This window comes from Staphylococcus kloosii (assembly GCF_032139365.1).
GTDB classification, from domain to species: Bacteria; Bacillota; Bacilli; order Staphylococcales; family Staphylococcaceae; genus Staphylococcus; species Staphylococcus kloosii_A.
The window spans coordinates 14,773-39,855 of the sequence record NZ_JAVTDB010000078.1 but is presented as its reverse complement, the minus strand read 5'-3'; the positions used below and the strand labels follow the sequence as shown (position 1 = coordinate 39,855).

Below are 25,083 nucleotides of genomic sequence, written 5' to 3'. Positions count from 1 at the left end.
TCAAGTTACATTATTTGCCGTCATGTTCTTCAATTGTTTGTTTTTTCATTCGAGTTCCTGCTAAAAGGATTGTCCATGTTGCAATGATAAATGGTAACGTAAAGACGGGTAAGCCGAATGGGGTCAATAACGTAGTTAAACCTGCGTGTAAGAAAATCGTTAACAAAATACCCAATATGATATTGATATAACGATTAATACGTGTTTTAAAGGCTACTCCTAATGCTAACACGGTTAAGATAACATTATAGCCAAATAGTCCATCATTAATTTGACTATGATTTGCACCTAATAGTAAAACCATCATAAAACCAATTAAATTGGCCATTACTGCTAATAATCCTGCTTTCTGAGACGCCACAAATATTCCAATTAATATTAACAATCCAGCTAATGTACTTTTCAATAAAAAGACTTCACTAAAACCTGATAAAAAACTACTAATATAATGTATCGCATTTTGTGAAAAAGCAATTTTCTTAACTGATTGTGGTAAAATATTAACGTTTACACTCACAAACTTAAATTGGAATGACATTAATAAAACACTCCAACTTACGAATACATACGGAATTGTGAGCATCGGTACATCATATGTCTTAAATAATTCTCTAATTGCAGCGCCAACAGGCATCGTAATAACAATCGCAACGATAATAATTATATAGCTATACCATGTGTGTTCTAAAAATAACGTCAACGCTACACCAGTTAAAACAGGATTAAATCCTGCTAAGCCGCTGTCAATTTCTGTACGACTGTAATTTGTATGTTTAGCTAATAATAGAGCAATTACACTAGCAATTAATGCTACTAAACCAACCTTCCAATTGCCAATAAACAGCGCAACAATGACGAACAAACCAGTCCAGGCATTTTCTAATAATAACACTTGGGCAACATTCTTCATTAAGATACTTATATACTTCAATTCTACACCTTATTTCTTTAAATATATGCCTCAATTAAATACTATATAATATAAATTTTAGATTTTCCAATAGGGTTTTTCACAATACTTTATAAATTAAAAATATTTTCAATGTGTAACTCTTGTTTTATATAAATAATGGGCATAACATTAAAGATGCGGAACGCTTTTATATTATTGTAAAAATTACCGGAGAAAGTCGAGGGATTTATGTGCATTTTACACAACGTGAACAAGATAAATTAATGCTCGTTATTGCAGCAGATTTAGCTCGCAGACGTCAAGACAGAGGTTTGAAATTAAACTATCCCGAAGCAGTTGCTATTATTAGTTATGAACTGTTAGAAGGTGCTAGAGATGGCAAAACAGTGGCTGAACTTATGAGTTACGGCAAACAAATTTTGAACGAAGATGATGTAATGGATGGTGTTGCAGATATGCTTACAGAAATGGAAATTGAAGCAACGTTCCCAGACGGTACAAAATTAATTACTGTACATCACCCTATTGTTTAAGGAGGTAACAGGATGAAACCAGGTGAAATCATTGTAAAAAGAACCGAAATAGAAGTTAACAAAGGTCATGAAGCTACAATTATTGAAGTAAAAAATACAGGTGATAGACCAGTACAAGTAGGTTCACACTTCCATTTTTTCGAAGCAAACCCTGCACTAAAGTTCGAACGTGAAAAAGCATATGGTAAACATTTAGACATTCCAGCAGGCGCAGCGGTACGTTTTGAACCAGGAGACGAAAAAGATATCCAACTTGTTGAGTACAGCGGACGTAGACATATTTATGGTTTTCATGGTGAAGTGGATGGACCAATTGATGAATCACGTATATACCGTGCCAAAGATGATAGTTCTAATGAAGAAATCATCAAACCGGAAGATAAAAAAAGTGAAAATGCTAATAAAGAAAGTGGGTATGATCGATGAGTTTTAAAATGACACAATCTCAATATACAAGTTTGTATGGTCCTACTGTAGGAGACTCTGTTAGATTAGCAGACACTCATTTATTCGCTCGCGTTGAAAAAGACTATGCTACTTATGGTGATGAAGCTGCCTTCGGTGGCGGTAAGTCTATTAGAGATGGCATGGCACAAAACCCTAATGTTACGCGCGATGATAAAAATGTTGCTGATCTTGTAATCACTAATGCAATGATTATTGATTACAACAAAATCATTAAAGCAGATATTGGTGTGAAAAATGGCTACATTATGAGTATTGGCAAGGCTGGCAACCCAGATATCATGGACAATGTAGATATTATTATTGGTGCAACGACTGATGTTATATCAGCTGAAGGTAAAATCGTTACTGCAGGTGGTATTGACACTCATGTACACTTTATTAATCCCGAGCAGTCACAAGTTGCCTTAGAAAGCGGCATCACAACACATATAGGTGGCGGTACCGGCGCTAGTGAAGGTGCTAAAGCAACGACAGTAACACCTGGACCATGGCATATACATCGCATGTTACAAGCAGCAGAATCTCTACCTCTCAACATTGGATTTACAGGTAAAGGGCAAGCAGTTAATCATACTGCTCTAATTGAACAAATTCATGCTGGCGTTATCGGTTTAAAAGTACACGAAGACTGGGGTGCAACACCTTCAGCATTAAGTCATGCGCTTGACGTAGCTGACGATTACGACGTACAAATCGCTTTACACGCTGATACATTAAACGAAGCTGGATTTATGGAAGACACTATGAAAGCAGTCAAAGGACGTGTGCTTCATATGTACCATACAGAGGGTGCCGGTGGCGGACACGCACCAGACTTAATTAAGTCGGCATCTTATTCACATATTCTGCCCTCATCTACAAACCCAACTTTACCTTATACTGTAAACACAATAGATGAACATTTAGATATGGTAATGATCACGCACCATTTAAATGCTGCTATTCCAGAAGACATTGCTTTTGCTGATTCAAGAATACGTAAAGAGACTATCGCCGCAGAAGACGTGTTACAAGATATGGGTGTCTTCAGCATGGTCAGCTCAGATTCACAAGCGATGGGACGTGTCGGTGAAGTGATTACTCGAACTTGGCAAGTGGCACACCGTATGAAAGAACAAAGAGGTAGTCTAGAAGGCGATGCAGAATATAACGATAACAATCGTATAAAACGTTATATCGCAAAATATACAATCAATCCAGCTATCACTCACGGTATATCAGATTATGTAGGTTCTATTGATAACGGAAAATTAGCGGACTTAGTAGTATGGGACCCAGCTTTCTTTGGCGTTAAACCAGATGTAATTATTAAAGGCGGCTTAATCAATACAGCTGTAAATGGTGATGCCAATGGCTCAATCCCAACTTCTGAACCATTAAAATATCGTAAAATGTATGGTCAATATGGTCCTAATATGGCTGGCACTGCAATGACTTTCGTTTCCAAAACAGCTTATGAAAGTGATATTGCGCAACAATTAGGCTTAAACCGTAAAGTTCGCCCAGTTCAAAATATACGTAAATTAAGTAAAAAAGACATGAAAAACAACAGCGCTACACCTAAATTAGATGTAGATCCACAAACATATGAAGTCTTTGTAGATGACGAGAAAATTACAAGCGAAGCAGCAACAGAACTACCGTTAACACAAAGATATTTCTTATTCTAGGAGGAACGCACTTGATTATTGAAGAGATCAAAGGCAATATTGCCAATTTATCACCAGAAGAAAAACAAAAGCATGTGGAGAAGGTTTATTTGGAAAACTCAGATTTAGTAAAACGTATCCAACGCGTCACTACTGACCACAATAATGAAATCGGGATTCGTTTATCTCAGCCAATAGATTTACAATACGGCGATATTTTATATTCAGATGACCACAATATGATTATTGTCGACGTTAATTCTGAAGATTTACTTGTTATTCAGCCTCGCACATTGCAAGAAATGGGAGATATCGCTCATCAATTAGGTAATCGTCATTTACCGGCACAATTTACAGAAACAGAAATGTTAGTACAATATGATTATTTAGTTGAATCGCTATTAAAGGATTTAGGTATTCCCTACCAACGTGAAGATCGAAAAGTTAACCAAGCATTTCGCCATATAGGTCATTCACATGATTAATCAACAAGCATTTCGTCTGTTCCAATTTTGTGACTCTCAAGTACCTACAGGTGCTTTTAGTCACTCTTTTGGGTTGGAAACTTATATTCAACGCGATGAAGTGCATGATGAACACACATTTACAAACTGGTTAACTTTGTTTATGAATGAACAGTTAAGTTATAGCGATGGATTAACAATGCGTTTAATTTACGAGGCATTAGAACAAGAAAATACGAAGCAAATTATTAAATTAGATAATTTGTTGTATGTACAAAGTTTACCGCGTGAAACACGCCAAGGTTCAAAACAAATGGGTAATCGTATGGTTAAATTAGCAAACTCACTATACGACAGCGATTGGCTTCAATGGTACCAAACTCAAATGGAACAGAAGTCCGTACACTTACACCCAGCCATATGCTTTACAATGATTGGTCATTACCTAAAAGTAGATATAGCAACTATTATTGATTATTATTTATATCAAAATGTAGCTAGCCTAACTCAAAATGCCGTGCGCGCTATACCACTAGGTCAGACAGCCGGTCAAAAAATTATTAATGACATGATACCTAATATTACTCAAGTAAGAGATAATATTTTACAATTAGATGAATCGCAATTAGGTATTACCGCACCAGGCATAGAATTAAATCAAATGGAACATGAGAACGTTAATGTAAGAATATTCATTTCATAGGAGGATATTAAATGACACAAACAATAAAAATTGGTATCGGCGGTCCAGTCGGTGCCGGCAAAACACAACTCATCGAAAAATTAGTTAAACGTTTGTCTAAAGAGTTTAGTATCGGTGTTATCACAAATGATATTTACACCAAAGAAGACGAAAAAATCCTTGTTAATACGGGGGTTTTACCTGAAGACCGTATAATCGGTGTAGAAACTGGTGGTTGTCCTCACACAGCGATTCGTGAAGATGCTTCTATGAATTTCGCTGCTATAGACGAACTAAAAGAACGCAACGACGACATTGAACTTATTTTTATAGAATCAGGCGGAGACAATTTAGCTGCTACTTTCAGCCCTGAATTGGTCGACTTTTCAATTTATATTATCGATGTTGCGCAAGGTGAAAAAATCCCACGTAAAGGTGGACAAGGTATGATTAAATCAGACTTCTTCGTTATTAACAAAACTGATTTAGCACCATATGTTGGCGCATCTTTAGAGCAAATGGCTGAAGATACTAAAACATTTAGAAAAAATCGTCCATTTGCTTTTACAAATCTTAAAACTGATGAAGGACTAGAAAATGTGCTTTCTTGGATAGATAATGATGTATTCTTAAAAGGATTAGCATAATGACAGAAGAACATTGGACTGGCCAACTTGAGTTAACCGTGTTCAATAATGGTCGTAAATCTGTAGCAAGAGATATTTTCTTTGATAAGGCGTTAAAAGTTATGCGCCCTATCTATTTAAATCAGTCCGATATTCCGACTTTTTATATTGTAAACGTTGGAGGCGGATATTTGGATGGAGACCGTTATAAAATGGACTTCACCGTGAAAGACGAAGCAGCGGTAACGCTCACTTCTCAAGGTGCCACAAAAATATATAAAACATTAAATGATAGAGTAGAGCAATATCAAACTTTTACCATAGGTCATAACGGTTATCTAGAATATGTCGCTGATCCAGTAATCGCCTATACAAATGCTAAATTTTATCAACATAATATTTTTAATTTGGATATGACTGGTTCCCTATTTTATAGCGACATCTTAACACCTGGGTATGCGCAGGACGAATCACTCTTTAGCTATAAATATATGCATTTGTTAAATGAAATATACGTAGATAATCAACTTGTGGCTTATGACAATTTATTATTATCACCTGAACAGAATAACGTGAGTGATATTGGCTACATGGAAGGCTATACGCATATTGGTTCATGCTATTTCATTCATCCGAAAGTGACACAAAAATATATTGATAGTATTTACGATGAAATTAAACACGTCGTACAACAATACGATTGTCGTTTCGGTATTACTAAATTGGCTACGCATGGTTTAACAATCCGTATATTGTCGTTAAAAACTCAAGTTATCGAAAAGATATTAGCGCATGTTCAAGATTTTATAGTACGTACTACTTATAACAGAGAAACTCATTTTTTAAGAAAATATTAAATTCCGTTATTGAGATTCAAAGTGCGCTTTGGATCTCAATTTTTAAGAAAATTAAGCGTCTTAAACGATTATTCTATACACAACCTATTAATTTGGTATAAACTAATACCATTGAGAAAATTGTTAGAGTGAAATTAATTGGAGGACTTCTAATGACAACAACATTTGAGTACAACTTTACGGTCGAAACATCTTGGATAGATCATAATGACCACATGCATGATGCTAAATATTATTCATTATTTAGTGATTGTGTCGTCTATTTCTTCAAATCTGTAGGTTATGAATTTGAACGTGAAGATTTACCGGTAACCATTTTCAGTTTAGAATCACATATCTCTTTCTTAAAAGAATTACGTTTAGGTGATACTTTTACTGTAAGACCTTATATTTATGATTATGATGCCAAACGTACGCATCTAATTTTAGTAATGTCTAACGCACATGGCGAAAAAGTTGCTACCTATGAAGTAATGATGATTAGTGTAAGTAATGAGACACGTAAGAGTGCGCCATTCCCAGATAAAATTTATCAAGCTATCGCAGATTATTATGCACAACAACCACAATTTGAAGTTCCTAAACAAGTGGGTCACGTCATCGGTATCCCAAAAAAATAGTTTAATAAATAAGAGGTTGAGAAACGATCATTTCTCAACCTCTTATTTCGTATTTTGCATGGTGTTTATGCTTGTTTAAACATGTTATACAAGCCCTCTTTTACAAATAATGCAAATTGCTTATAGTTTTCGCCCTTAGTATAGTCATTATTGACTATGATAGGGATATTTAAATTTAAAATTTGGGCTATGACCGTACGTATAAAAAACTCAGGTTTAACGTTGCGCATGTCACCATTATTTATAAACCATTCAATTTTATCTTTTAATTTACTCGTTAATTTATGGGTAAAAATATTAACTAATATATTTTGAAAATCTTCATTAGTAATCGCTTCATTGAAGATGACTTTAAGCATGCGTCTATTGTCATAAATAAATTGAGACCTGTTATCTACAAATAAGTTTATAAACGCATCAAAATGCATCGTTTCATTTAATTCATCTGTAAATTGTTTAACAGCTACAGGGGCGATATGATCTCTTAAAATTGGAATTAAGCCTGCATATAATAACATTCTTTTACTTTTAAACTGCTTAAATACCGTTCCTTCTGCAACATTTGCACGCTGTGCAATTTCTTTAGTACTCGTTTTATCAAACCCTTGTTCACTAAATAATGCAATAGCGCTTTCTATGACACGTCTTTGTTTATCGCTTAAATATTCAAGTTGCGGCACAATGGTTTCAACTAATGACTTAATATCTTGGTTCATATTGACCTCCTAAACTTTTCTATATCTTTTCATGCCTATAATATTTAACATCAATAAGAATATGAAAAATGCGAATAACACAATTAAATAAATATAAATATCATTAAATCTGTAACCTTTGATCATAATATTTTGCATCGTTTGTCCGGTATAAAATAATGGCATGATATGTGAAAAGTATTGTAAGCCTTTATTCATTGATTCAATTGGTATAATCCCTGCAAATAAGACTTGTGGTACTATGACTAATGGTATAAATTGAATCATTTGGAATTCTGAGGAAGCAAACGTAGATAATAATATACCGAATGTCACAGCGACAAGTGCTGTCAATATTGCCGTTAATAACACGAACCATATCGAACCTACTAAATTAATATGCAGAATATAAATTGCATATAATACGACGACTACGGTTTGGATTACGCTAAAACTACCGTAACCGAAAACATACCCCAAAATAATTTCACTTCTTTTTATTGGAGAGGCAAGTAAACGTTCTAATGTGCCAGAAGTACGCTCTTTTAATAGGCCAATGCCAGAAATTAAAAACGTAAAGAAAAAGACAAAAAACCCGATTAATATAGGATTTATCATATCAAAATACGTAGAATCTGATGAACCATATAAATAGTGCGTTGTTAGTTTGTATGGTTTAGCCATCACTTGATGAGTCGTGTTTCCCCCATCCCTAGGCATTTTTTGTTGTATTTTAGTTAACGCTTGATGCAATTTATTAGTATTATCTTTCATGGCATTCATATTATGACTCATTAACCACTTTTGATTTGCACCTGTTAGTTCTCCTGCTTGTGTAGGGTTATCGTTAGCATAAGTCACTGCTATTTGTTGCCCATCGTTGTGTAAAAATCCTGTTAATTTGTCGTCTTTAATTTTATCATTGATATCATCGTTATTATTATAATGTTTAACGTGAATATCTTTATCCTGTAATTCAGTAATTAATGAATCTGGTACATCGTGCACCCCAACTTTTATGCCATTAGTATTATCGGCGACTGTGAAAATATAATATAGTAGCGACAATATTAATATAGGTGCAATAAGTAAGAGTGCCAACGTTCTAATATCTCGAATCGTCTGTTTGAAAATGCGCCCTGCTATGTGCAACGAATTCATATTATCCCTCCATATTCAGAAATACGCCTTCAATCGTATCTGTATGATATTGTTTTTTCACTTCATCAGGTGTACCCGTTGCCAATATTTTTCCTTGGTTCATTAATACGAGCTTGTCACAGCGTGTAGCTTCATCTAATACATGCGTTGTCACTATAATGCATTTATCTTCTGCCTTTGCTTTAGTTAAATCTTTCCAAATTGCCTGACGCAATTTAGGATCAATACCGACTGTTGGCTCGTCCAAAATCAGGATGTTAGGATTTTGTAGAAAACTAATTGCTAAAGATAATCGTCGTTTCATTCCTCCAGAATACATTTCGACTTTCTTATCCAAATCATTGTCTAATTGAACCATCGAACTACATATGTTCACTCGCTTTTTAATATCTTCTTTGTCATGTATATAAATTTTTGCGAAAAACGTTAAATTTTCGCGTCCAGTCAAATCATTATATAAGGCATCATTTTGAGCCATATAGCCAATATTCGATAATATTTTTCTATTTGGCATTAAATGTTCCTGAATCGAAACCTTGCCGGCATCTGTTTTCTCCATGCCTAAAATACATTGTATTAACGTTGTTTTCCCGGTGCCTGAAGGGCCTATTAAGCCCACAACCTCACCAGCACTAAATGATACCGATATATCATCCAGTACTTGCTGTTTACCAAAGGACTTACTCACGTTTTTTACCTCTATCATAAAGTATTCCTCCTCACGCCAATATAATGAGTGACCACTCACTTTATTTACATATTACTCTTTTTCTATTCGTTGTCAATAAAAAAAGGAGCCTGAAGACAATATGCTGTCTTAGGCTCACTTTTAAGTTAATATATTTTATTATTTAACTGTATCTAATGCTTGTTGCAAATCTTGTACTAAATCTTCTGTATCCTCAATACCAACTGATAGACGAATTAAGCCATCTGCAATACCTTCTTTTTCACGAACATCTTTTGGAATTGATGCATGTGTCATAAGCGCAGGTACTGAAATTAAGCTTTCAACAGCGCCTAAACTTTCAGCTAAAGTAAAGTATTGTGATTGTTTGATAACCTGTTTCGCTTTGTCTATATCTGCAACCTCAAAAGCAACTACACCCGTATGACCAGAAGTTTGATTTTCATGAATATCGTGATTTAAATGACTTGGAATACTTGGATGGAATACAGTGCTAACTGCAACGTGATTTTGTAGCATTTCAATAATGGCTAACGTATTACGTTGAATTTGGTCCATTCTTAAACCTAATGTTTTAATGCCTCTAATTAATAAATAACTATCTTGAGGCCCTAATACGCCGCCAGTTGAATTTTGAATAAAACCGATACGTTCAGCTAAATCATCACGTTTTGTCGCAACTAAGCCTGCTACAACATCACTGTGACCACCGATATATTTCGTAGCAGAATGTAACACGATATCTACACCAATCGTTAAAGGATTTTGGAAATAAGGTGTCATAAACGTATTATCCACTACAGAAATTAAATTATTTCTGTTAGCAATATCTACAGCTGCTTTAATATCAGTAACACGCAATAATGGATTTGAAGGGGTTTCAATATAAAGCATTTTAGTTTGCGGTGTAATGTGTTGTTCAATTTGCTCTGCATGTGTCGTATCTATAAAATCAACTTTAATACCGTAACGTGTGAATACTTTAGTTAAAGCACGATAAGTACCACCGTAAACATCTGAGTTAATTAATAAATGGTCACCTTCATCTAATAACATAATGACTGCTGTAATTGCAGCCATACCAGAACCAAAAGCAAAACCATAGTTACCTTGTTCTAAGTCTGCTATAACACTTTCTAATGAAGCACGCGTTGGATTAGCCGAACGTGAGTATTCATAGCCCTGTCTTAAATCACCAATACCGTCTTGCATATAAGTACTTGTTTGATAAATTGGCGTCGTCACGGCTCCAGTATATTCATCCGTTGTATGGCCACCATGTATCAATTGAGTTTTTTTATTCATAATAATTCTCCTTTGTTTCTCTATATTTATTTCCCATGACTGAAATGCATAACCTAGTAATATGCATCAATACTTAATTAATCGTTAAGTATTATACAATAATTAAATTATGACTCGCAATCATTTAAACCAATAATTCTTATCTTTTTAGTAAGATATATTGATTTCTAAAAAAAGAAATAGTATAGTTACAATTATCAGAAAATTCTCACTAAAAGGAGTGCCTACAATGAGTGAACTAAAATGGCATTTAGATACACTATCCATACATGCCGGACAAGAAGTCGATGACTTTTCAAAATCGCGTGCAGTCCCAATTTATCAAACATCAAGTTATACTTTTGACGATACTAGCCATGCACAATCCTTATTTTCATTAGCAGAAGAAGGTAATATATATACGCGCATCATGAATCCAACTCAAAACGTGTTAGAGGAACGTCTAACTGCACTAGAGGGTGGTGTAGGTGCATTAGCAACATCATCGGGACAAGCTGCCATACATTTAGCATTATTAAACATCGTAGAAACTGGTGATGAAATTGTCGCCTCCTCCAATTTATACGGTGGTACTTACAATTTATTAAATGTCACTTTTAAAAAACTGGGTATTAAAGTACATTTTGTAGATCCAAGTAACCCTGAAAACTTTAAACAAGCAATTAATGATAAAACAAAAGCAGTATATGCTGAAACAATTGGTAACCCTCGTATTGATGTACTAGATATTGAAGCTGTAGCTAAAATTGCGCATGCTAACGAATTACCTTTAATTGTTGATAACACATTCCCTACACCTTATTTATTAAGACCATTCGAATTTGGTGCCGATATTATCGTTCATTCAGCTACTAAATTTATCGGTGGTCATGGAACATCAATTGGTGGCGTCATCGTAGATAGTGGTAATTTCAATTGGAATAACGGCAAGTATCCTGGTTTAGTTGAGCCTGACGAAAGTTATCACGGTATTTCTTATGTAAATGATGTTGGTGAAGCCGCATATATTACGAAAGCTCGTGTTCAATTATTACGTGACTTAGGTTCTGCAGTATCACCATTTAACGTTCATGAATTTTTAATTGGCTTAGAAACTTTACACTTACGTATGCAACGACATTCTGAAAATGCGTTGCGCGTCGCTCAATATTTAAATAAACATCCTAAAGTAACGTGGGTAAATTATCCAGGATTAGAAGATAATCCTTACCATCATTTAGCACAACACTATTTACCAAACGGCCAAGGTGCCATATTAACATTTGGTATTGATGGTACTGTTAACGAAATTTCAAATTTCGTAGACGGCTTGCAACTATTCTCACATTTAGCAAATGTCGGTGATTCTAAATCATTAGTTATTCATCCTGCAAGTACGACTCATTTACAATTATCACAAGAAGAACGTCAAGCGTCTGGCGTACTTCCTGAACTAGTCCGTTTATCTATTGGAACAGAAAATATTGATGATATCATTAACGATTTAAAACAAGCTTTAACAAAAGTTTAAGTAGCCAACCAATAAGCATATTAAAAATACACCTACATACAATTTCACTTGTGTGTAGGTACTTTTGTGGCTTATAAATTTGTATATTAGACTCCCTTTCATTCTGACGTCAGACAAACCTCAGACTGACATATACATTTTTTCTTTAAATTCCTTTGAAATTACAGTTTGATACTGGGATAATTAATTTAATTCTCGTGATTGGAGGTATATTGATGGATAATGACAAAGACAAAATTACGATGACTGTTATTCTTTTGGCAGGTAAAATCTTGCTCTCTTCCGGAGCAGAAGTCTCTCGAGTAGAAGACACTATGCGTCGCATGGCGATAAGTATGGGATATTACAATAGCCAAGGTTACGTTATTAATGTATTTATCAACTTTTCTTTAAGTTCTGATCACGATACACGAATCATAAGAATTGATAAAAACATCACGAATTTACTTAAAATATTCCAAGTCAATTCAATTTCTAGAAAGTTAACGAGCAATCGCATTTCTATATATGAGGCACACGACAATTTAAAACTTATCGACCATACCACTTTAAGTAGTGCTTTATGGAAAAAAGTTATCGCCGCTGGTTTAATTTCTTTAAGTTTTCTTTATTTATTAGGTGGTACTTGGCAATATGTAATCATTACACTTCTTGCTGGTTCAATTGGTTACTTCATCGTCGAATACATGCAAAGTAAATCATTAACAATGTTTATTCCAGAATTTATCGGCTCCTTTATTTTAGGATCCATTGCCATATTAGGGTCAAAACTATTGGGTGTCAGTGGTAACTTAGGTTCTTCCATTATTGCTTCAGTCATGCCTATAGTACCTGGTGTCGTAATCACCACTGCTATTCAAGATTTATTTAGCCGTCATATGTTAATGTTTACTGCTAAATTTCTAGAAGCACTTGTAATTGCATTTGCCATAGGCTCTGGTATAGCTATTGCGTATTTAATTTATTAAGGAGGTATCGTAATGACATTCGTATTCTCTTTTTTCTTTAGTTTTACCGCTTCATACTTTTTTGCATTTATTTACGATGCACCTAAAAAATTATTTATACCTGCCGGTTTAGCAGGTGCTTCAGGATATATGGTACATTTTATTTTTATTGAAACCATGCAGATGGATACAATTTATACGAGTTTAATTGGCAGTTTAACTTTAGGCTTAATAAGCCAAATATTAAGTCGTTTATTAAAATCTCCAGTCGTTATTTTCATGATACCTGGAATTATTCCTTTGGTGCCAGGTAGTTTAGCTTTTCGAGCAACGCAACAACTTGTAACACTTGATTTCACTAGTGCTGGTACAACATTTATTAGAGCAATTTTGATTGCAGGCTCAATTGCTTTAGGTTTACTCTTATCAGATCAGTTATCAAAAACGCTTAACATTACAAAATATTGGCGTGTTAAAAAAAATAAATTATAAAAAAGATTGAGTATGTAAGATACGTTGTTTAATCGCGCATCAGTCATACCCAATCCTTTTTTATTTTACATCATATAATCCTGCTAAAACATTTGAGTTTAAGTTACTAATTTTCACTTTAAACGCACCTTCTGTCATTAGATTATGCTTTTTCGCATAACTTTCAATACTTTCTTTATATGGTAATGCACTATTCGTAACACCGCCACCTAATACTATCGTATATACATTATATAAACTATAAATGTTGTTACAAAGTTGTTGGGTCATTTTCATTACTTCATCCAACATTGCAGTAATCCCTCTATGTTCATCATTCATATACATATCAATAGCTTGTCGTGTTGACGTTTCTTTGCCCATAATATCAGTTGCTTTTCTACTAATAGCTAAGCCTGAAATTTCATTTTCCACACATCCGTATTGTTTACATACAGGACATTGATAATCGCTATCTGTTTTAATGATTGTATGTCCAATTTCTCCAAAGTTCCCATCAACGCCTGGTAAGGGTTTCCCATTATTCATATATGCCAAGCCTATGCCCGTACTTATCGTCAAGTATATAAATGATGCTTCATTTACATCTAAGTCTCGATATTCGGCTCTAATAGCCGCATCAGTATCGTTGACAAAAGCAGGGTCAAAGTCACTATGTTGACGTATGTAGTCACCTGCATTAAATCCATTATATTGCTGCAAGTTAGGCGGATTTAAAAAGATACCTTCTTTGTATTCACATGGTCCCGGCATAGCAATATTTAATGTTTGAGGTGCCAAATGATCATAGTTATTTTTATATTCTTTAGCTAACGAAATTATCTTATCAAATTGTTGTTGTGGACTTGGCGCAATGGTTTCAAAAGTTTGGAAATCAATAATTTCCATACTCTCATCGATTACACCAACTATTGTCTTTGTTCCTCCAATATCGACTGCTAGTTTATACATTGCATACATCCTTCCATGATTTTAGACATAACTTACAATCATAGTAAGTTCGCCATTAAATTGAACTGCGTTATCCTCTGTAGTTAAGATAAAGTGTTCCCCTTTTTCAAGCTCATAGGCATCATCATCAACGATAATTTCACCTGAACCTTCTATAATAGAAACTAGACAGTAATCTTGTGGCTTTTCAAAATTAACTTGCTGTGAAACATCCCATTTTTCGACTGTAAAAAATGCGTTAGTCACAAGTTGCGTATAGTGTTCATCGCCTCTAGTTAACGCTTTTGGCGTGGCATTTGGTGAACTTTGAGACAAATCTATAACTGCTTTACTTTCGTCTAAATGCAATGCACGTTGTGCACCGTTTTTATCCCTTCTGTCGTAATCGTAAATACGGTAAGTCGTATCCGAAGATTGTTGTGTTTCCAATATCATAATGCCCTTACCTATTGCATGCACTGTACCGGCTGGGACATAATAAAAATCTCCTTTTTGTACTTTTACAGTATTAAACAATTTATCAAATTCACGATTGTCTATCATTTGGTTTAATGTTTCTTGATCTTGTGCATTAACGCCATATATGATTTCAGCATCTTCTTCAGCATCTAGTATATACCAACATTCCGTCTTGCCATATTCACCTTCATGTTCTTTAGCATATGCATCGTCGGGATGAACTTGTACCGACAATTTATCTTGAGCATCTAATATTTTTGTTAATAGTGGAAATGCTGCTCTATCATCATTACCAAAAAGCGCACGGTTCTCTTGCCATACTTGATCTAACGTATATCCTTTATAATGTCCATTTAAAATCGTATTTGCGCCATTTGGATGAGCTGAAATGGCCCAGCATTCTCCCGTATTATCATAAGGTACATCGTAACCGAATTCAGTCAATTTCGTGCCACCCCATATACGCTCTTGAAATACAGGTTTCAAAAATAATGGCATGTCTTTCACTCCTTCTGTGTCTTTAAACTGTGAATTTATACTATCAATGGTATGAGTTTAACTTTTAATATTGTCACTCATTGTAAACGTTTTCCACTTTACCATTTTAATAAGTTAAGACTATTTAAGCAACTTATCTTGCTAAATTTAGTACATGGAATAATAACCTATGATTAATAATTTATACAAAAACGTTAAAGTGTTCATTTTTAAGGGTAATAATATTATAATAATTTTAATAACTAATAACAGTGAGTTAACTACGTGTAACATAAGTTTTTGATACATAACAAAGGAGTGTATTACATGCGTATATTAGTGTTAGGTGCTGGTGGTATTGGTGGTTATTTTGGCGGTCGACTAGCAGAAAGTGGTAAAGACGTTACATTTTTAGTACGTGATAAACGTAAAGCATCATTAACAGAAAATGGTCTAATAATTAATAGCGTCAACGGCAACTATGTCTTTTCACCTAAATTAATTACAAAAGAAGAAAAAACTGAACCGTATGATGTCGTTTTATTATCGACAAAAGCATATCACTTAGATAACGCTATTGAAGATTTAAAACCATTTATAGGAGAACAAACAGTTATCATACCTTTACTTAATGGCATTGCACACGTCGCCAAATTACAACAAGCTTTCGGTGAAGATAACGTGTTTGGTGGCTTATGTATAATTGAAACTACATTAGATTCACAAGGTGAAGTTAATCATACGAGTGATTTTGACCAACTCATTTTCGGTGAATTAAATGGTGAAGCAACAGCACGTGCTCAAAAGATAGAAAGCGCGCTATCCGGCACTCGAGCTAAAATTATCTTAAGTGACAATATCAATAAAGATATGTGGCATAAATATTTAATGATTACTGTCATGTCTAGTGTGACTACGTTAATGCATGCGCCTATAGGGCCAATTAGGGATAGTGAAGGTGGCAAATCGTATATTGAAGATATGTACAATGAAGTGGCTCAAATAATGCGTATACATCAAGCACCAATTTCAAACAATATCGTTAATAATTACATGAAGTCATTAGACAACTTGTCTTACCATTTCAAAACATCAATGCAACGAGACATGGAAAAAGGTCTCAATATTGAAGGTCATCATATTCAAGGCTATATGCTAAACTTAGCTCATCACTATAATTTTGAAGCGCCGTTATTACGTTCTGCGTATCAACATCTAAATGTTTATAACGAAATGTTAAATTAATCAGTACAACAATATAAGTCTGAGGCATCTTTTGGATGTCCCAGACTTTTTAATTAAATATTATTCTGTTTGTTTTTGATCTGCACGTTTTTGAATTAGAATCGAAACTGCCGCTATAATAACTACTAATATAACAATACCGATAATGCCTAAGTATTTGGCAATATTGCCAAATATGATACCTACTGCTAAGAAATCTGTATCAGAGAAAGTAGTAGCAGCGCCTCCTAAATCTCCTAAGAATGGTAAGAATAATAATGGTAAAAATGTAATTAAAATACCGTTAAGCGCCGAGCCTGCCACTGCACCTTTAATGCCACCTCTTGCGTTACCAAAAACGCCTGCTGTTGCGCCTAAGAAAAAGTGCGCTACAACACCTGGTAATATAATAACTCCGCCGAAAAGGAATAGAATAAACATACCAATAACTCCTACGATAAAGCTGACAAAGAACCCAATAAGCACTGCATTTTGAGCGTAAGGAAACACTATTGGACAATCCAATGCTGGTTTAGTGTTTGGTACGAGTTTTTCAGAAATACCTTTAAAGGCTGGAACGATTTCAGCTAAAATCAAACGTACGCCTGTTAAAATGATAAACACACCTGCTGCAAAAGTTACACCTTGTATTAAAGAAAAGACGATGAAGTTTTGTCCTTTACTTATATCTGCGTGAACGTATGCAGGTCCCGCGAATAGTGATGCTATAAAGTACAACAATGTCATTGTAATAGAGATACTAATTGTACTTTCTCTTAAAAAACCTAAACTTTTTGGAAACTTGATGTCTTCTGTTGATTTAGATTTACCTTTAAATAGACTACCGACTACTCCTGCAGCCCAATAACTAATTGTACCAAAGTGACCTAATGCAACTTGGTTGTTACCCGTTATTTTCTTCATCGTCGGATGTGCCAATGCCGGCAAGACTGCCATAATTAAACCAAGAATAATTGCACCAATGATTACAGTTAAAGTACCTGTAATTTTGCCTACTGATAATAAAATGGCTAAAAAGGCTGCCATATAAAAAGTATGATGACCTGTTAAAAAGATATATTTTAAATTAGTAAATCTAGCAATTAATATATTTACAATCATACCGAATACCATAATTAATGCCGCTGTAGTGCCGTATTTATTTAACGCAATAGAAATAATAGCTTCATTATTTGGTACGACGCCCTGTACGCCAAATGCGTGTTGGAAGATTTTTCCGAAAGGCTCTAAGGATTGTGTAACTACATTTGCCCCAGCGCTTAATACAAGGAAACCTAGGATTGTTTTAATTGTCCCTGACGTTACATCTACGGCTGATTTCTTTTGAACTAAGAGGCCAACTAATGCTATCATAGCAACTAAAATTGCTGGCTGACTTAAAATATCAACGATAAAATCTAGAATCGGTTTCATAACATCCCCTCCAGTTTAATTTTTATAACTTACCTAGTTGTTGCAACTTGTCATTTAATTTATGTTGTAACTCTTCTTTGTCTAAAATGTTGTCTAGCACTAAAACATCTCCAAGATTTTTAGTATTTTCTTCAAGATCTCTACCACAAATAAATAAATCTGCCATATCAGAACTCGCTGACATAACGTCACTGTGTTCTACTTCAATATCTGCAGGGGCATTTAAATTTTTCAATGCTTCTTGTGCATTCATTTCAACCATAAAACTACTACCTAAACCATGTCCGCAAACTACTAAAATTTTCATATTTATCATTCTCCTTTTAATATACTTATGAGTTTATTTTTATCAGTTGCTTGTAATAATCGTTCAACTACTTGCTGATCTCCTAAAACTTGAGCCAATTGTTTTAATATTTCTAAGTGTTTCGTATTATCTACGGCACTTAATACAAATATCAATGAAGCATAATGTCCTTCTGCAGAAAAATTGATATGATTTTCTAATTTCAATAAACTCAAACCAACTTTATTAACCGATTCATCTGGTCTTGCATGTGCAATTGCAATCTCTGGTGCTATGACGATATAAGGCCCTAAATTATGCACGCTATCAATCATTGCTTGTATATATCGTTCATCGAAATATTGTTGTTGCAATAGCGGTTGCGAGGCAATATCTATTGCTTCAGACCAGTCATTTACTTGGTCTTTAACTTGAACTTTATCTGGCGTTAACATTTCTAAGCTCATCGGCTCCCCCCTATTTATTACTTACTTCATCAATGCTCGATATAATTTGAGCTAAATTACCTTGTAACAATGACGCTCTTTTTTGTTCGTCCATAAGTAGTTCACTTAGTTGTCTTAAAGCGTTTAAGTGAATTTTTGGTTGCTCGGTAGCTAAAGTTATTACAACGCGTACCGGGTCATATTGCTTATGATTAAAATGAATGCCTTCTGCATAATGAACTAGACTAAATCCTACACCTTGCTTTACTTGATCATGATTAGCATGAATAAGTGCAATTTGTGGACTAATAACCATGTACGGCCCAAACTTATCTAGTTGTTGGATAATCGCCTGAGCATATGACGTGTCGACAATATCTTGTTTCACTAACAAATCTACACTTTGAATAACCGCTGTATCTCGATCTACTTTAGGCTGAGAAACTAAAATATTTGCTTGTGGTAAAACCTGATTCAACGTTGGACCTACTGATTTAATACTACTTACATATTGTTCCCTTGCTTCATTAATAATATTATTTAATTTAATGCGATCTTCTGCATCCAAAAACGGACTAACATTGATGACAGGTACAGATAACGAATTTACTGGTACAGTTGAAATAACGTAATCTACACCTTCATGTCTTAATTGCTCTTCCGATATTTCATAGACGGAATATGCATCAACAACCTCTAATTCTGGATAAATATTGATGATTTTACTTTTTAACAACTGTGAAGTACCAATGCCTGAGCCACATAATAAAACGACTTTTATCGATTTTCTTTTTAAGGATGAACCACGTTCGATAGCCGATGCAAAATGTAATGTAATATAAGCAATTTCATGGTCATCAAAGTGCATATCGTATGCCAATTCAATCGCATTAAGGTGTCTGTTTAACGCGTCGACAATATGTCTATACTGTGTTTGAATTTCTGCCAGCAAAGGATTATCATGGCTCATATTGAACTTCATTCTATAAATTGCCGGCTGAAGATGTACGCGCAGACCATTTAACAACTTACTATCCGACATCAAATCGACGCCAAGTTCGCCACTCATATGCTCAATAAGTTCGAGAATGAATAGTTCCAAATTGTCCGTTCGTTCAATCATCACATTTTCTTCAACGCTCTTTGCACCTAAAAGATGCAATGTGATAAAGGCTGCTTCACTCGTAGGAAATTGAATATCAAATATGTCTTCCAAGCGCTGTGCTATAACTGTCGCTATTTGAAACTGATCAGTTTGAGATAGTCGCTCATATTCTGATTTTGGTATTTTAAAGGTGTATGCTTCTTTTGTACGATGTAGCGCAATCAAAATATGATAAATCAAGCCATCAATAGCACTTTGAACTAACTGATACTGATATTCCGTTAAAATTGAAGTCACAGTTAATCGAATTTGTTTTAAATCTTGATTCGAAAACAATTGATTTCCAATTTGGTGAGTATGCGTATCAAAATACTCATTCACACGAGCAGCATAAGCTTTTCTAAAATTGTGTTCGTCACCTTCGATAACAAATCCTTTGTTCTTTACATATGTTAAAGTTAATGATTGTTCATCCAACCACTTTTGAACATCTTTCAAATCTTCTACGATAGTTCTACGTGAAACTGACACCATTTCCGCAAATGCTTGTGAGGACGTAGGTTGTGATGACTCAAAAAGTTTTAAAATGATATATAATATCCGCTCACTTTTCGCGTAATGTATTACTCTATTCTGAGACGTTTTAGGAATGTATTGTTGCATAGTAGTTATTTTAATGCCATTCGCTTTATCTCTGTCTAAAGTTATATGTAATACCTTAGTCATAGATTCAATGAATTCAATATCATATTGGATAGCGCGTTCTGAAACTTGAAACTTTGCGGCTAACTCATGAACTGAAACATATTGTCTTTGTGCACCTACAAAATCAAGAATTTGTCGTTGTCTCATACTTAGCAACTGCATTGCCTCCTCATACTTATATTGTAAACGCTTACTTAACTTTACAGATGTGTAATATGATTCGCTTAAACTTCCGAAATATTGCACATCCAATTTGCTAAATGCGATTTATAATATAAGTGTAATAAAATAAGCAAAATAAAAAAGCCTAGTGCGACATTGCACTAGACTTCTCTTATAACGTTTAAAAACCGTTGTAATTCATTTGTTTGAGGGTAATTTACAATTTGATGTGGTTCGCCCTGTTCACCAATATATCCATCGTGGATAAATACAATTTTATTAGATACTTCTTTAGCGAAACGCATTTCATGCGTTACAATTACCATCGTCATGCCTTCATTTGCTAATTCTTTTATAACATTTAATACATCATTAACCAGCTCTGGATCTAATGCAGATGTTGGTTCATCAAATAACATAACTTGTGGGTTCATTGCTAAGGCTCTAGCAATTGCCACACGTTGTTGTTGTCCACCCGACAAAGCATGAGGTCGTTGGTCTTTAACTTCTGTAAGACCAACTTTAGCCAATAGAGCTAAAGATTGATTTTCTGCCTCAGCTTTTTTTACTTTTTTAACAGTAATTAGCCCTTCCATTACGTTTTCTAAAGCCGTTTTATGTGGAAATAAGTTATAACTTTGGAAAACCATACCAGACTTTTGGCGCACTGCTATTTGTGATTTTTTGTCGCCATTACTATATGTTGTACCGTCGACATATACCGCTCCTGAAGAAGGCAACTCTAACGCATTTATCATACGTAATAATGTCGTCTTCCCAGAACCAGATCTCCCTATTAAAGTCACTACTTCACCTTGTTCCACAGTCAAATCAATGCCTTTAATCACTTCAGTATCGCCGAACGATTTTTTGATATTTTTTAATTCAATCATGAGCGATACCCTCTTTCGAGATAAGATTCATAGTAGTTTTGTATGATAGATATAATGAAACATACGACCCAATATAATAGAGCTACTAATATATATATTGTTAAATATTCATAAGTCGTCGATGCTACTTCTTGTGCTTTTCTGAACATTTCTGCCACTAAGATAAAACCTAAGAGCGATGTATCTTTGATTAAACTTAAAAATGTATTACCTAGCGCAGGTACTGAAACGCGAATTGCTTGAGGCAATACAATACGTTGCACTGTTTGTCTGTAATTCATTCCGATAGAGTATGCAGCCTCTGTTTGTCCTTTCGGTATTGATAAAATACCCCCTCGAATAATCTCTGAAGCATAAGCACCAACATTTAACGATAAACCAATAATCGCCGCAACTACCGGTGCTAAAGTCCACTGGCTATCAGAGTTATTAGTAATGAGTCTACCCAGTTCAGGTATACCATAAAAGATAATAAATAGTTGTACAATCATAGGTGTTCCGCGAATAATTGAAATGTAAACTCTAGCAATGCCTCTCAACACGCGACTTGTAGATATTCTCATCAACGCTGTAAATAAAGCGATAATTAAACCAAGTACGAAAGTAACTAACGTAATTGGAATAGAATATTTTACAAGACCTTCCAACATAGGGCCGAATGCTTGTCCTGCTGCGTTCAACGCGTGTTGTTGTTCATGGTTAAGGTTTAGAAACATCTGCTCCGAACCATTTCTTACTTATTTTTGTTAATTCGCCATTATCTTTTAGTTTTTTTATTGCTTTATTCACTTTTTCAATTGTCTGTTTATCTTCTTTTTTAGTGAAAGTTAGTGCAGATTGGCTTTTTTCTGCGTTGCCTTCGATTGCTTTAACTTTAGCATTTGGTTTTTGCTTTTTATAATCTAAATATGAAATATTGTCATTAAATGTACCTTCAACACGATTAGATTGTAATAAATCCATAGCTTGGTTGAAACCATCAACTTTAGTTAATTCAGCACCTTTTGCTTTCGCTAACTTACCATAGTTAGACGTAAATGTTTGTGCTAATTTTTTACCTTTAACGTCATCGAATGATTTAATATTTTTATTGTTTTTGTTAACTACTAATACTGCTTGAGAATACGTGTATGGCTCTGAAAATTGATATTTTTCTTTACGTTCGTCATTAATACCAACTTGGTTTGCTATAACATTGAAGCGACCAGAATCTAATCCTGCAAACATTGAATCCCATTGTGTTTCTTTAAACTTAACTTTGTAACCCATTTCTTTCGCTACTGCTTTCATCACGTCAACGTCATAACCTGTGAGTTTATCGTTTTTATCATGATATGAGAATGGTGCATATGTCCCTTCTGTACCTACGACAAATGTTTTTTCCTTACCAACGGTTTTAGTTTCACTACTTTTCTTATTAGAGCTATTATTACCACAAGCAGCTACCGTCACAACAATAACTAAAGCTAATAAACCAAAAAGAATCTTTTTCATCACATGACCTCTATTCCTATTATTCTTATCAGATTAAAAATATTTTAGCTCCATCCATATAAATAGTCAATAAAAACTTTTAAAAATTACACAACTTTTTTAATTGTGCTTAATTTTTCAGACAAATTTTATTGTTATAAACGATGTTACGCTACGCTTATTTATGATTAAACATAAAAAAAGACTATGACATCATTTCGTCATAGCCTTTACTGCCATATAAAGTTGCTGATCAAATACACACTAAATATTTAAAGTTGCCCTTTGACCGCTTTATATAAATCAATCATTTCTTTAGCAATGTCATTGAAGGCGATGGCTGTCATTAAATGATCTTGACTATGCACCGTTAATAAAGTGAGTTCTTGGTGATTACCTTGAGCTTCTTCTGTTAACATCGTTGTTTGAATATGGTGCGCCTTTGTTAGTGATTGTTGTGCTTGTGCCACTTTTTGTTCGGCATTGTCGAAATCACCTTTTTTTGCGGCGTAAATAGCTTCCATCGCACTGCTTTTGGCATCTCCACCAAATGCGATTAATGACATTGCTTGTTCCATCATTTTATTTTCTTCCAATTAAGACACCACCTTAATGAGACATCAATTGCTCTGCTAAGTTAATAACATTTTCGCCATTCATCGTACCGTAATCTGTCATCGGTATAACTTCTACGGGAATATTATGACCCCTCGCGCGTTGTTCAAATTCCTCTTTTTTATATCTTACTTGTGGCCCTAACAATAAGACATCTATGTCTTCATTGTTAATATGATCATCTGCATCAGAAGTAGAAACCGCAAAAATGTCACGGTCTAAGCCTTGGTTATTTGCCGCTTCTTCCATTTTCTTCACTAACATACTGGTACTCATACCCGCTGCGCAAACGAGCATTATTGTTTTTTCAGCCATATTCATCCCATCCTTTATCTATTAATAGAACGTGCCACCATGGAAACAGTGTGTCTTTGTCCTCGTATTGCTTTGCTCATTTCAAAAATATTATCAACCGGCGCCAAACCACCGTATCCAGCGTCACCAATATGTTGAATATCTACCCCGCAAATTTTATTTTTAATAGCAAAGTCTCGAATTGTGCTAGCATCTGAACTTTCTTGGCTCGTACCTATTGCCGACATCACGAGACCGCCATTTTGATGGACCGCTTTCACTATTTCTTTAAGTTGATGTTCATCAAAACCAGGTACAGTGCCAATAGATGGAACAAGAATGATGTCTGCACCAGCATTAATAAATTTTTCTACGTATTCTGTCGTAATTACTGGTTCATCAACCCCTGCACTATGCATTTTCCCCGCTATAATCAATCCAGAGAAATGTTTATGGGTATTGTCTATTGCCCCTACAATTTTTTCATTTGTAACACCGGTACCTGGATTTCCTGTCATACAGACAAAATCTAAACCTAATTGTTCAATAGCTTGTACTGTTTTCGTATTAGCTTGACGCCCTTCAGCTATATTTAATTTTTCTTCCGCCATGTTCGCTACTTCATCAACTGGTTCAAGATTAACTCCAATTGGTCGTCCTACTAAACGTTTTAATTCTTCAACTACCTGTTTATCTTCATCGACGTTAACCACTTTTGGTTCAAACGCATCTAACCCATTTAATAGAATTAAATCTGCTCCAAAAGCACGAGATAACTCAGCATTCGTAATATCTGGAATTACAGGCGTTCTCGTCACAACATTTTCCGCTAAAATAACCCTACCGTCACTCGCTTTAATACTTTGTTTCAATTCTGTAGGTGACATTTGTAAAATTTCTGATGCATTTGCGCTTATTAATCTTTTTACCATTGTAATAGCCTCCTAAA

General features: G+C 34.6%; 29 protein-coding genes. 12 read left to right on the top strand and 17 right to left on the bottom strand.

Annotated features, from left to right (window positions below; all coding sequences use genetic code 11):
* Positions 1-10: 10 nt before the first annotated feature.
* Positions 11-931, bottom strand: coding sequence for an urea transporter (gene yut, locus RPL90_RS10995; protein WP_313549422.1), 921 nt, complete (start codon positions 929-931; stop codon positions 11-13).
* Positions 932-1,143: 212 nt separating this feature from the next.
* On the opposite strand from yut, the gene RPL90_RS10990 reads away from it, so the two are divergent.
* From RPL90_RS10990 to RPL90_RS10955, 8 genes are all read left to right on the top strand, one after another.
* Positions 1,144-1,446, top strand: coding sequence for an urease subunit gamma (locus RPL90_RS10990; protein ID WP_061853774.1), 303 nt, complete (start codon positions 1,144-1,146; stop codon positions 1,444-1,446).
* Between the two features lie 12 nt (positions 1,447-1,458).
* On the top strand, positions 1,459-1,872 hold the full coding sequence (locus tag RPL90_RS10985; protein ID WP_313549415.1) for an urease subunit beta: 414 nt from the start codon (positions 1,459-1,461) through the stop codon (positions 1,870-1,872).
* Positions 1,869-3,584, top strand: coding sequence for an urease subunit alpha (gene ureC, locus RPL90_RS10980; protein WP_313549412.1), 1,716 nt, complete (start codon positions 1,869-1,871; stop codon positions 3,582-3,584). The genes RPL90_RS10985 and ureC overlap by 4 nt, the downstream gene beginning before the upstream one ends.
* A gap of 11 nt (positions 3,585-3,595) precedes the next feature.
* The gene (gene ureE, locus RPL90_RS10975; protein ID WP_313549409.1) at positions 3,596-4,048 is read left to right on the top strand and encodes an urease accessory protein UreE; all 453 of its coding nucleotides are present in this window, start codon (positions 3,596-3,598) and stop codon (positions 4,046-4,048) included.
* Positions 4,041-4,730, top strand: a complete 690-nt coding sequence (locus tag RPL90_RS10970) for an urease accessory protein UreF (protein WP_313549406.1) — start codon at positions 4,041-4,043, stop codon at positions 4,728-4,730. Before ureE ends, RPL90_RS10970 begins: the two co-directional genes overlap by 8 nt.
* 11 nt (positions 4,731-4,741) lie before the next feature.
* Positions 4,742-5,356: an urease accessory protein UreG gene (gene ureG / locus RPL90_RS10965; RefSeq protein ID WP_313549402.1), complete on the top strand. Its 615-nt coding sequence runs from the start codon at positions 4,742-4,744 to the stop codon at positions 5,354-5,356.
* On the top strand, positions 5,356-6,192 hold the full coding sequence (locus tag RPL90_RS10960; protein ID WP_313549400.1) for an urease accessory protein UreD: 837 nt from the start codon (positions 5,356-5,358) through the stop codon (positions 6,190-6,192). Before ureG ends, RPL90_RS10960 begins: the two co-directional genes overlap by 1 nt.
* Before the next feature lie 152 nt (positions 6,193-6,344).
* Complete coding sequence (locus tag RPL90_RS10955) at positions 6,345-6,812, top strand: thioesterase family protein (protein ID WP_313549397.1); 468 nt, start codon at positions 6,345-6,347, stop codon at positions 6,810-6,812.
* Between the two features lie 65 nt (positions 6,813-6,877).
* Here RPL90_RS10955 and RPL90_RS10950 read toward each other — a convergent pair whose 3' ends face one another.
* The 4 genes from RPL90_RS10950 to RPL90_RS10935 all read right to left on the bottom strand — a co-directional run bounded on the left by RPL90_RS10950 (position 6,878) and on the right by RPL90_RS10935 (position 10,661).
* A complete protein-coding gene (locus tag RPL90_RS10950; protein WP_313549394.1) occupies positions 6,878-7,528 on the bottom strand; it encodes a TetR/AcrR family transcriptional regulator in 651 nt (216 codons plus the stop codon).
* A 9-nt stretch (positions 7,529-7,537) separates the two neighbouring features.
* Positions 7,538-8,668 carry an ABC transporter permease gene (locus tag RPL90_RS10945; protein WP_313549389.1) on the bottom strand — a complete coding sequence of 377 codons (1,131 nt, stop codon included), beginning with the start codon at positions 8,666-8,668 and terminating at the stop codon, positions 7,538-7,540.
* Between the two features lies 1 nt (position 8,669).
* Positions 8,670-9,374 carry an ABC transporter ATP-binding protein gene (locus RPL90_RS10940; RefSeq protein WP_313549384.1) on the bottom strand — a complete coding sequence of 235 codons (705 nt, stop codon included), beginning with the start codon at positions 9,372-9,374 and terminating at the stop codon, positions 8,670-8,672.
* Positions 9,375-9,515: 141 nt separating this feature from the next.
* Positions 9,516-10,661 carry an aminotransferase class I/II-fold pyridoxal phosphate-dependent enzyme gene (locus RPL90_RS10935; protein WP_313549376.1) on the bottom strand — a complete coding sequence of 382 codons (1,146 nt, stop codon included), beginning with the start codon at positions 10,659-10,661 and terminating at the stop codon, positions 9,516-9,518.
* A gap of 229 nt (positions 10,662-10,890) precedes the next feature.
* Between RPL90_RS10935 and RPL90_RS10930 the strand changes: the two genes are divergently transcribed.
* From RPL90_RS10930 to RPL90_RS10920, 3 genes are all read left to right on the top strand, one after another.
* Positions 10,891-12,171: a homocysteine synthase gene (locus RPL90_RS10930; protein ID WP_313549369.1), complete on the top strand. Its 1,281-nt coding sequence runs from the start codon at positions 10,891-10,893 to the stop codon at positions 12,169-12,171.
* Positions 12,172-12,386: 215 nt separating this feature from the next.
* Entirely contained in the window at positions 12,387-13,139 is a 753-nt protein-coding gene (locus RPL90_RS10925; RefSeq protein WP_313549362.1) for a threonine/serine exporter family protein, read from the top strand.
* 12 nt (positions 13,140-13,151) lie between these two features.
* A complete protein-coding gene (locus RPL90_RS10920) occupies positions 13,152-13,610 on the top strand; it encodes a threonine/serine exporter family protein (protein ID WP_313549356.1) in 459 nt (152 codons plus the stop codon).
* A 60-nt stretch (positions 13,611-13,670) separates the two neighbouring features.
* Here the strand turns inward: RPL90_RS10920 and RPL90_RS10915 are convergent, their stop codons facing one another.
* Together RPL90_RS10915 and manA are read right to left on the bottom strand one after the other, a co-directional pair.
* Positions 13,671-14,561, bottom strand: coding sequence for an ROK family protein (locus tag RPL90_RS10915; RefSeq protein ID WP_313549350.1), 891 nt, complete (start codon positions 14,559-14,561; stop codon positions 13,671-13,673).
* Positions 14,562-14,582: 21 nt separating this feature from the next.
* A complete protein-coding gene (gene manA / locus RPL90_RS10910; protein ID WP_313549345.1) occupies positions 14,583-15,518 on the bottom strand; it encodes a mannose-6-phosphate isomerase, class I in 936 nt (311 codons plus the stop codon).
* Positions 15,519-15,824: 306 nt separating this feature from the next.
* Here manA and panE point away from each other — a divergent pair, with 306 nt between their 5' ends.
* Entirely contained in the window at positions 15,825-16,742 is a 918-nt protein-coding gene (gene panE, locus RPL90_RS10905; RefSeq protein WP_313549342.1) for a 2-dehydropantoate 2-reductase, read from the top strand.
* 60 nt (positions 16,743-16,802) lie between these two features.
* Here the strand turns inward: panE and RPL90_RS10900 are convergent, their stop codons facing one another.
* The 10 genes from RPL90_RS10900 to RPL90_RS10855 form a co-directional block, all read right to left on the bottom strand.
* Positions 16,803-18,155 carry a PTS ascorbate transporter subunit IIC gene (locus RPL90_RS10900; RefSeq protein WP_313549339.1) on the bottom strand — a complete coding sequence of 451 codons (1,353 nt, stop codon included), beginning with the start codon at positions 18,153-18,155 and terminating at the stop codon, positions 16,803-16,805.
* A 22-nt stretch (positions 18,156-18,177) separates the two neighbouring features.
* On the bottom strand, positions 18,178-18,462 hold the full coding sequence (locus RPL90_RS10895; RefSeq protein WP_313549336.1) for a PTS sugar transporter subunit IIB: 285 nt from the start codon (positions 18,460-18,462) through the stop codon (positions 18,178-18,180).
* Between the two features lie 5 nt (positions 18,463-18,467).
* Positions 18,468-18,908, bottom strand: a complete 441-nt coding sequence (locus RPL90_RS10890; RefSeq protein WP_313549333.1) for a PTS sugar transporter subunit IIA — start codon at positions 18,906-18,908, stop codon at positions 18,468-18,470.
* A 10-nt stretch (positions 18,909-18,918) separates the two neighbouring features.
* The gene (locus tag RPL90_RS10885) at positions 18,919-20,859 is read right to left on the bottom strand and encodes a BglG family transcription antiterminator (protein ID WP_313549330.1); all 1,941 of its coding nucleotides are present in this window, start codon (positions 20,857-20,859) and stop codon (positions 18,919-18,921) included.
* 161 nt (positions 20,860-21,020) lie between these two features.
* Positions 21,021-21,752, bottom strand: coding sequence for an amino acid ABC transporter ATP-binding protein (locus RPL90_RS10880; protein WP_313549327.1), 732 nt, complete (start codon positions 21,750-21,752; stop codon positions 21,021-21,023).
* A complete protein-coding gene (locus tag RPL90_RS10875; protein ID WP_103295647.1) occupies positions 21,749-22,468 on the bottom strand; it encodes an amino acid ABC transporter permease in 720 nt (239 codons plus the stop codon). Before RPL90_RS10875 ends, RPL90_RS10880 begins: the two co-directional genes overlap by 4 nt.
* Positions 22,452-23,246 carry an amino acid ABC transporter substrate-binding protein gene (locus RPL90_RS10870; RefSeq protein WP_313549320.1) on the bottom strand — a complete coding sequence of 265 codons (795 nt, stop codon included), beginning with the start codon at positions 23,244-23,246 and terminating at the stop codon, positions 22,452-22,454. The genes RPL90_RS10875 and RPL90_RS10870 overlap by 17 nt, the downstream gene beginning before the upstream one ends.
* Positions 23,247-23,497: 251 nt before the next feature.
* Complete coding sequence (locus RPL90_RS10865; protein WP_313549720.1) at positions 23,498-23,806, bottom strand: PTS lactose/cellobiose transporter subunit IIA; 309 nt, start codon at positions 23,804-23,806, stop codon at positions 23,498-23,500.
* A gap of 28 nt (positions 23,807-23,834) precedes the next feature.
* On the bottom strand, positions 23,835-24,155 hold the full coding sequence (locus RPL90_RS10860) for a PTS sugar transporter subunit IIB (protein ID WP_313549315.1): 321 nt from the start codon (positions 24,153-24,155) through the stop codon (positions 23,835-23,837).
* Positions 24,156-24,169: 14 nt separating this feature from the next.
* A complete protein-coding gene (locus RPL90_RS10855; protein ID WP_313549311.1) occupies positions 24,170-25,066 on the bottom strand; it encodes a DUF7916 family protein in 897 nt (298 codons plus the stop codon).
* Positions 25,067-25,083 lie beyond the last annotated feature (17 nt).

Excerpts from the sequence above, each read along its gene's own strand:
- RPL90_RS10985 (WP_313549415.1), top strand. The coding sequence starts at position 1,459 with ATGAAACCAGGTGAAATCATTGTAAAAAGAACCGAAATAGAAGTTAAC.
- ureC (WP_313549412.1), top strand. The coding sequence starts at position 1,869 with ATGAGTTTTAAAATGACACAATCTCAATATACAAGTTTGTATGGTCCT.
- RPL90_RS10970 (WP_313549406.1), top strand. The coding sequence starts at position 4,041 with ATGATTAATCAACAAGCATTTCGTCTGTTCCAATTTTGTGACTCTCAA.
- ureG (WP_313549402.1), top strand. The coding sequence starts at position 4,742 with ATGACACAAACAATAAAAATTGGTATCGGCGGTCCAGTCGGTGCCGGC.
- RPL90_RS10960 (WP_313549400.1), top strand. The coding sequence starts at position 5,356 with ATGACAGAAGAACATTGGACTGGCCAACTTGAGTTAACCGTGTTCAAT.
- RPL90_RS10955 (WP_313549397.1), top strand. The coding sequence starts at position 6,345 with ATGACAACAACATTTGAGTACAACTTTACGGTCGAAACATCTTGGATA.
- RPL90_RS10950 (WP_313549394.1), bottom strand. The coding sequence starts at position 7,528 with ATGAACCAAGATATTAAGTCATTAGTTGAAACCATTGTGCCGCAACTT.
- RPL90_RS10945 (WP_313549389.1), bottom strand. The coding sequence starts at position 8,668 with ATGAATTCGTTGCACATAGCAGGGCGCATTTTCAAACAGACGATTCGA.
- RPL90_RS10940 (WP_313549384.1), bottom strand. The coding sequence starts at position 9,374 with ATGATAGAGGTAAAAAACGTGAGTAAGTCCTTTGGTAAACAGCAAGTA.
- RPL90_RS10935 (WP_313549376.1), bottom strand. The coding sequence starts at position 10,661 with ATGAATAAAAAAACTCAATTGATACATGGTGGCCATACAACGGATGAA.
- RPL90_RS10930 (WP_313549369.1), top strand. The coding sequence starts at position 10,891 with ATGAGTGAACTAAAATGGCATTTAGATACACTATCCATACATGCCGGA.
- RPL90_RS10925 (WP_313549362.1), top strand. The coding sequence starts at position 12,387 with ATGGATAATGACAAAGACAAAATTACGATGACTGTTATTCTTTTGGCA.
- RPL90_RS10920 (WP_313549356.1), top strand. The coding sequence starts at position 13,152 with ATGACATTCGTATTCTCTTTTTTCTTTAGTTTTACCGCTTCATACTTT.
- RPL90_RS10915 (WP_313549350.1), bottom strand. The coding sequence starts at position 14,561 with ATGTATAAACTAGCAGTCGATATTGGAGGAACAAAGACAATAGTTGGT.
- manA (WP_313549345.1), bottom strand. The coding sequence starts at position 15,518 with ATGCCATTATTTTTGAAACCTGTATTTCAAGAGCGTATATGGGGTGGC.
- panE (WP_313549342.1), top strand. The coding sequence starts at position 15,825 with ATGCGTATATTAGTGTTAGGTGCTGGTGGTATTGGTGGTTATTTTGGC.
- RPL90_RS10900 (WP_313549339.1), bottom strand. The coding sequence starts at position 18,155 with ATGAAACCGATTCTAGATTTTATCGTTGATATTTTAAGTCAGCCAGCA.
- RPL90_RS10895 (WP_313549336.1), bottom strand. The coding sequence starts at position 18,462 with ATGAAAATTTTAGTAGTTTGCGGACATGGTTTAGGTAGTAGTTTTATG.
- RPL90_RS10890 (WP_313549333.1), bottom strand. The coding sequence starts at position 18,908 with ATGAGCTTAGAAATGTTAACGCCAGATAAAGTTCAAGTTAAAGACCAA.
- RPL90_RS10885 (WP_313549330.1), bottom strand. The coding sequence starts at position 20,859 with ATGCAGTTGCTAAGTATGAGACAACGACAAATTCTTGATTTTGTAGGT.
- RPL90_RS10880 (WP_313549327.1), bottom strand. The coding sequence starts at position 21,752 with ATGATTGAATTAAAAAATATCAAAAAATCGTTCGGCGATACTGAAGTG.
- RPL90_RS10875 (WP_103295647.1), bottom strand. The coding sequence starts at position 22,468 with ATGTTTCTAAACCTTAACCATGAACAACAACACGCGTTGAACGCAGCA.
- RPL90_RS10870 (WP_313549320.1), bottom strand. The coding sequence starts at position 23,246 with ATGAAAAAGATTCTTTTTGGTTTATTAGCTTTAGTTATTGTTGTGACG.
- RPL90_RS10865 (WP_313549720.1), bottom strand. The coding sequence starts at position 23,806 with ATGATGGAACAAGCAATGTCATTAATCGCATTTGGTGGAGATGCCAAA.
- RPL90_RS10860 (WP_313549315.1), bottom strand. The coding sequence starts at position 24,155 with ATGGCTGAAAAAACAATAATGCTCGTTTGCGCAGCGGGTATGAGTACC.
- RPL90_RS10855 (WP_313549311.1), bottom strand. The coding sequence starts at position 25,066 with ATGGTAAAAAGATTAATAAGCGCAAATGCATCAGAAATTTTACAAATG.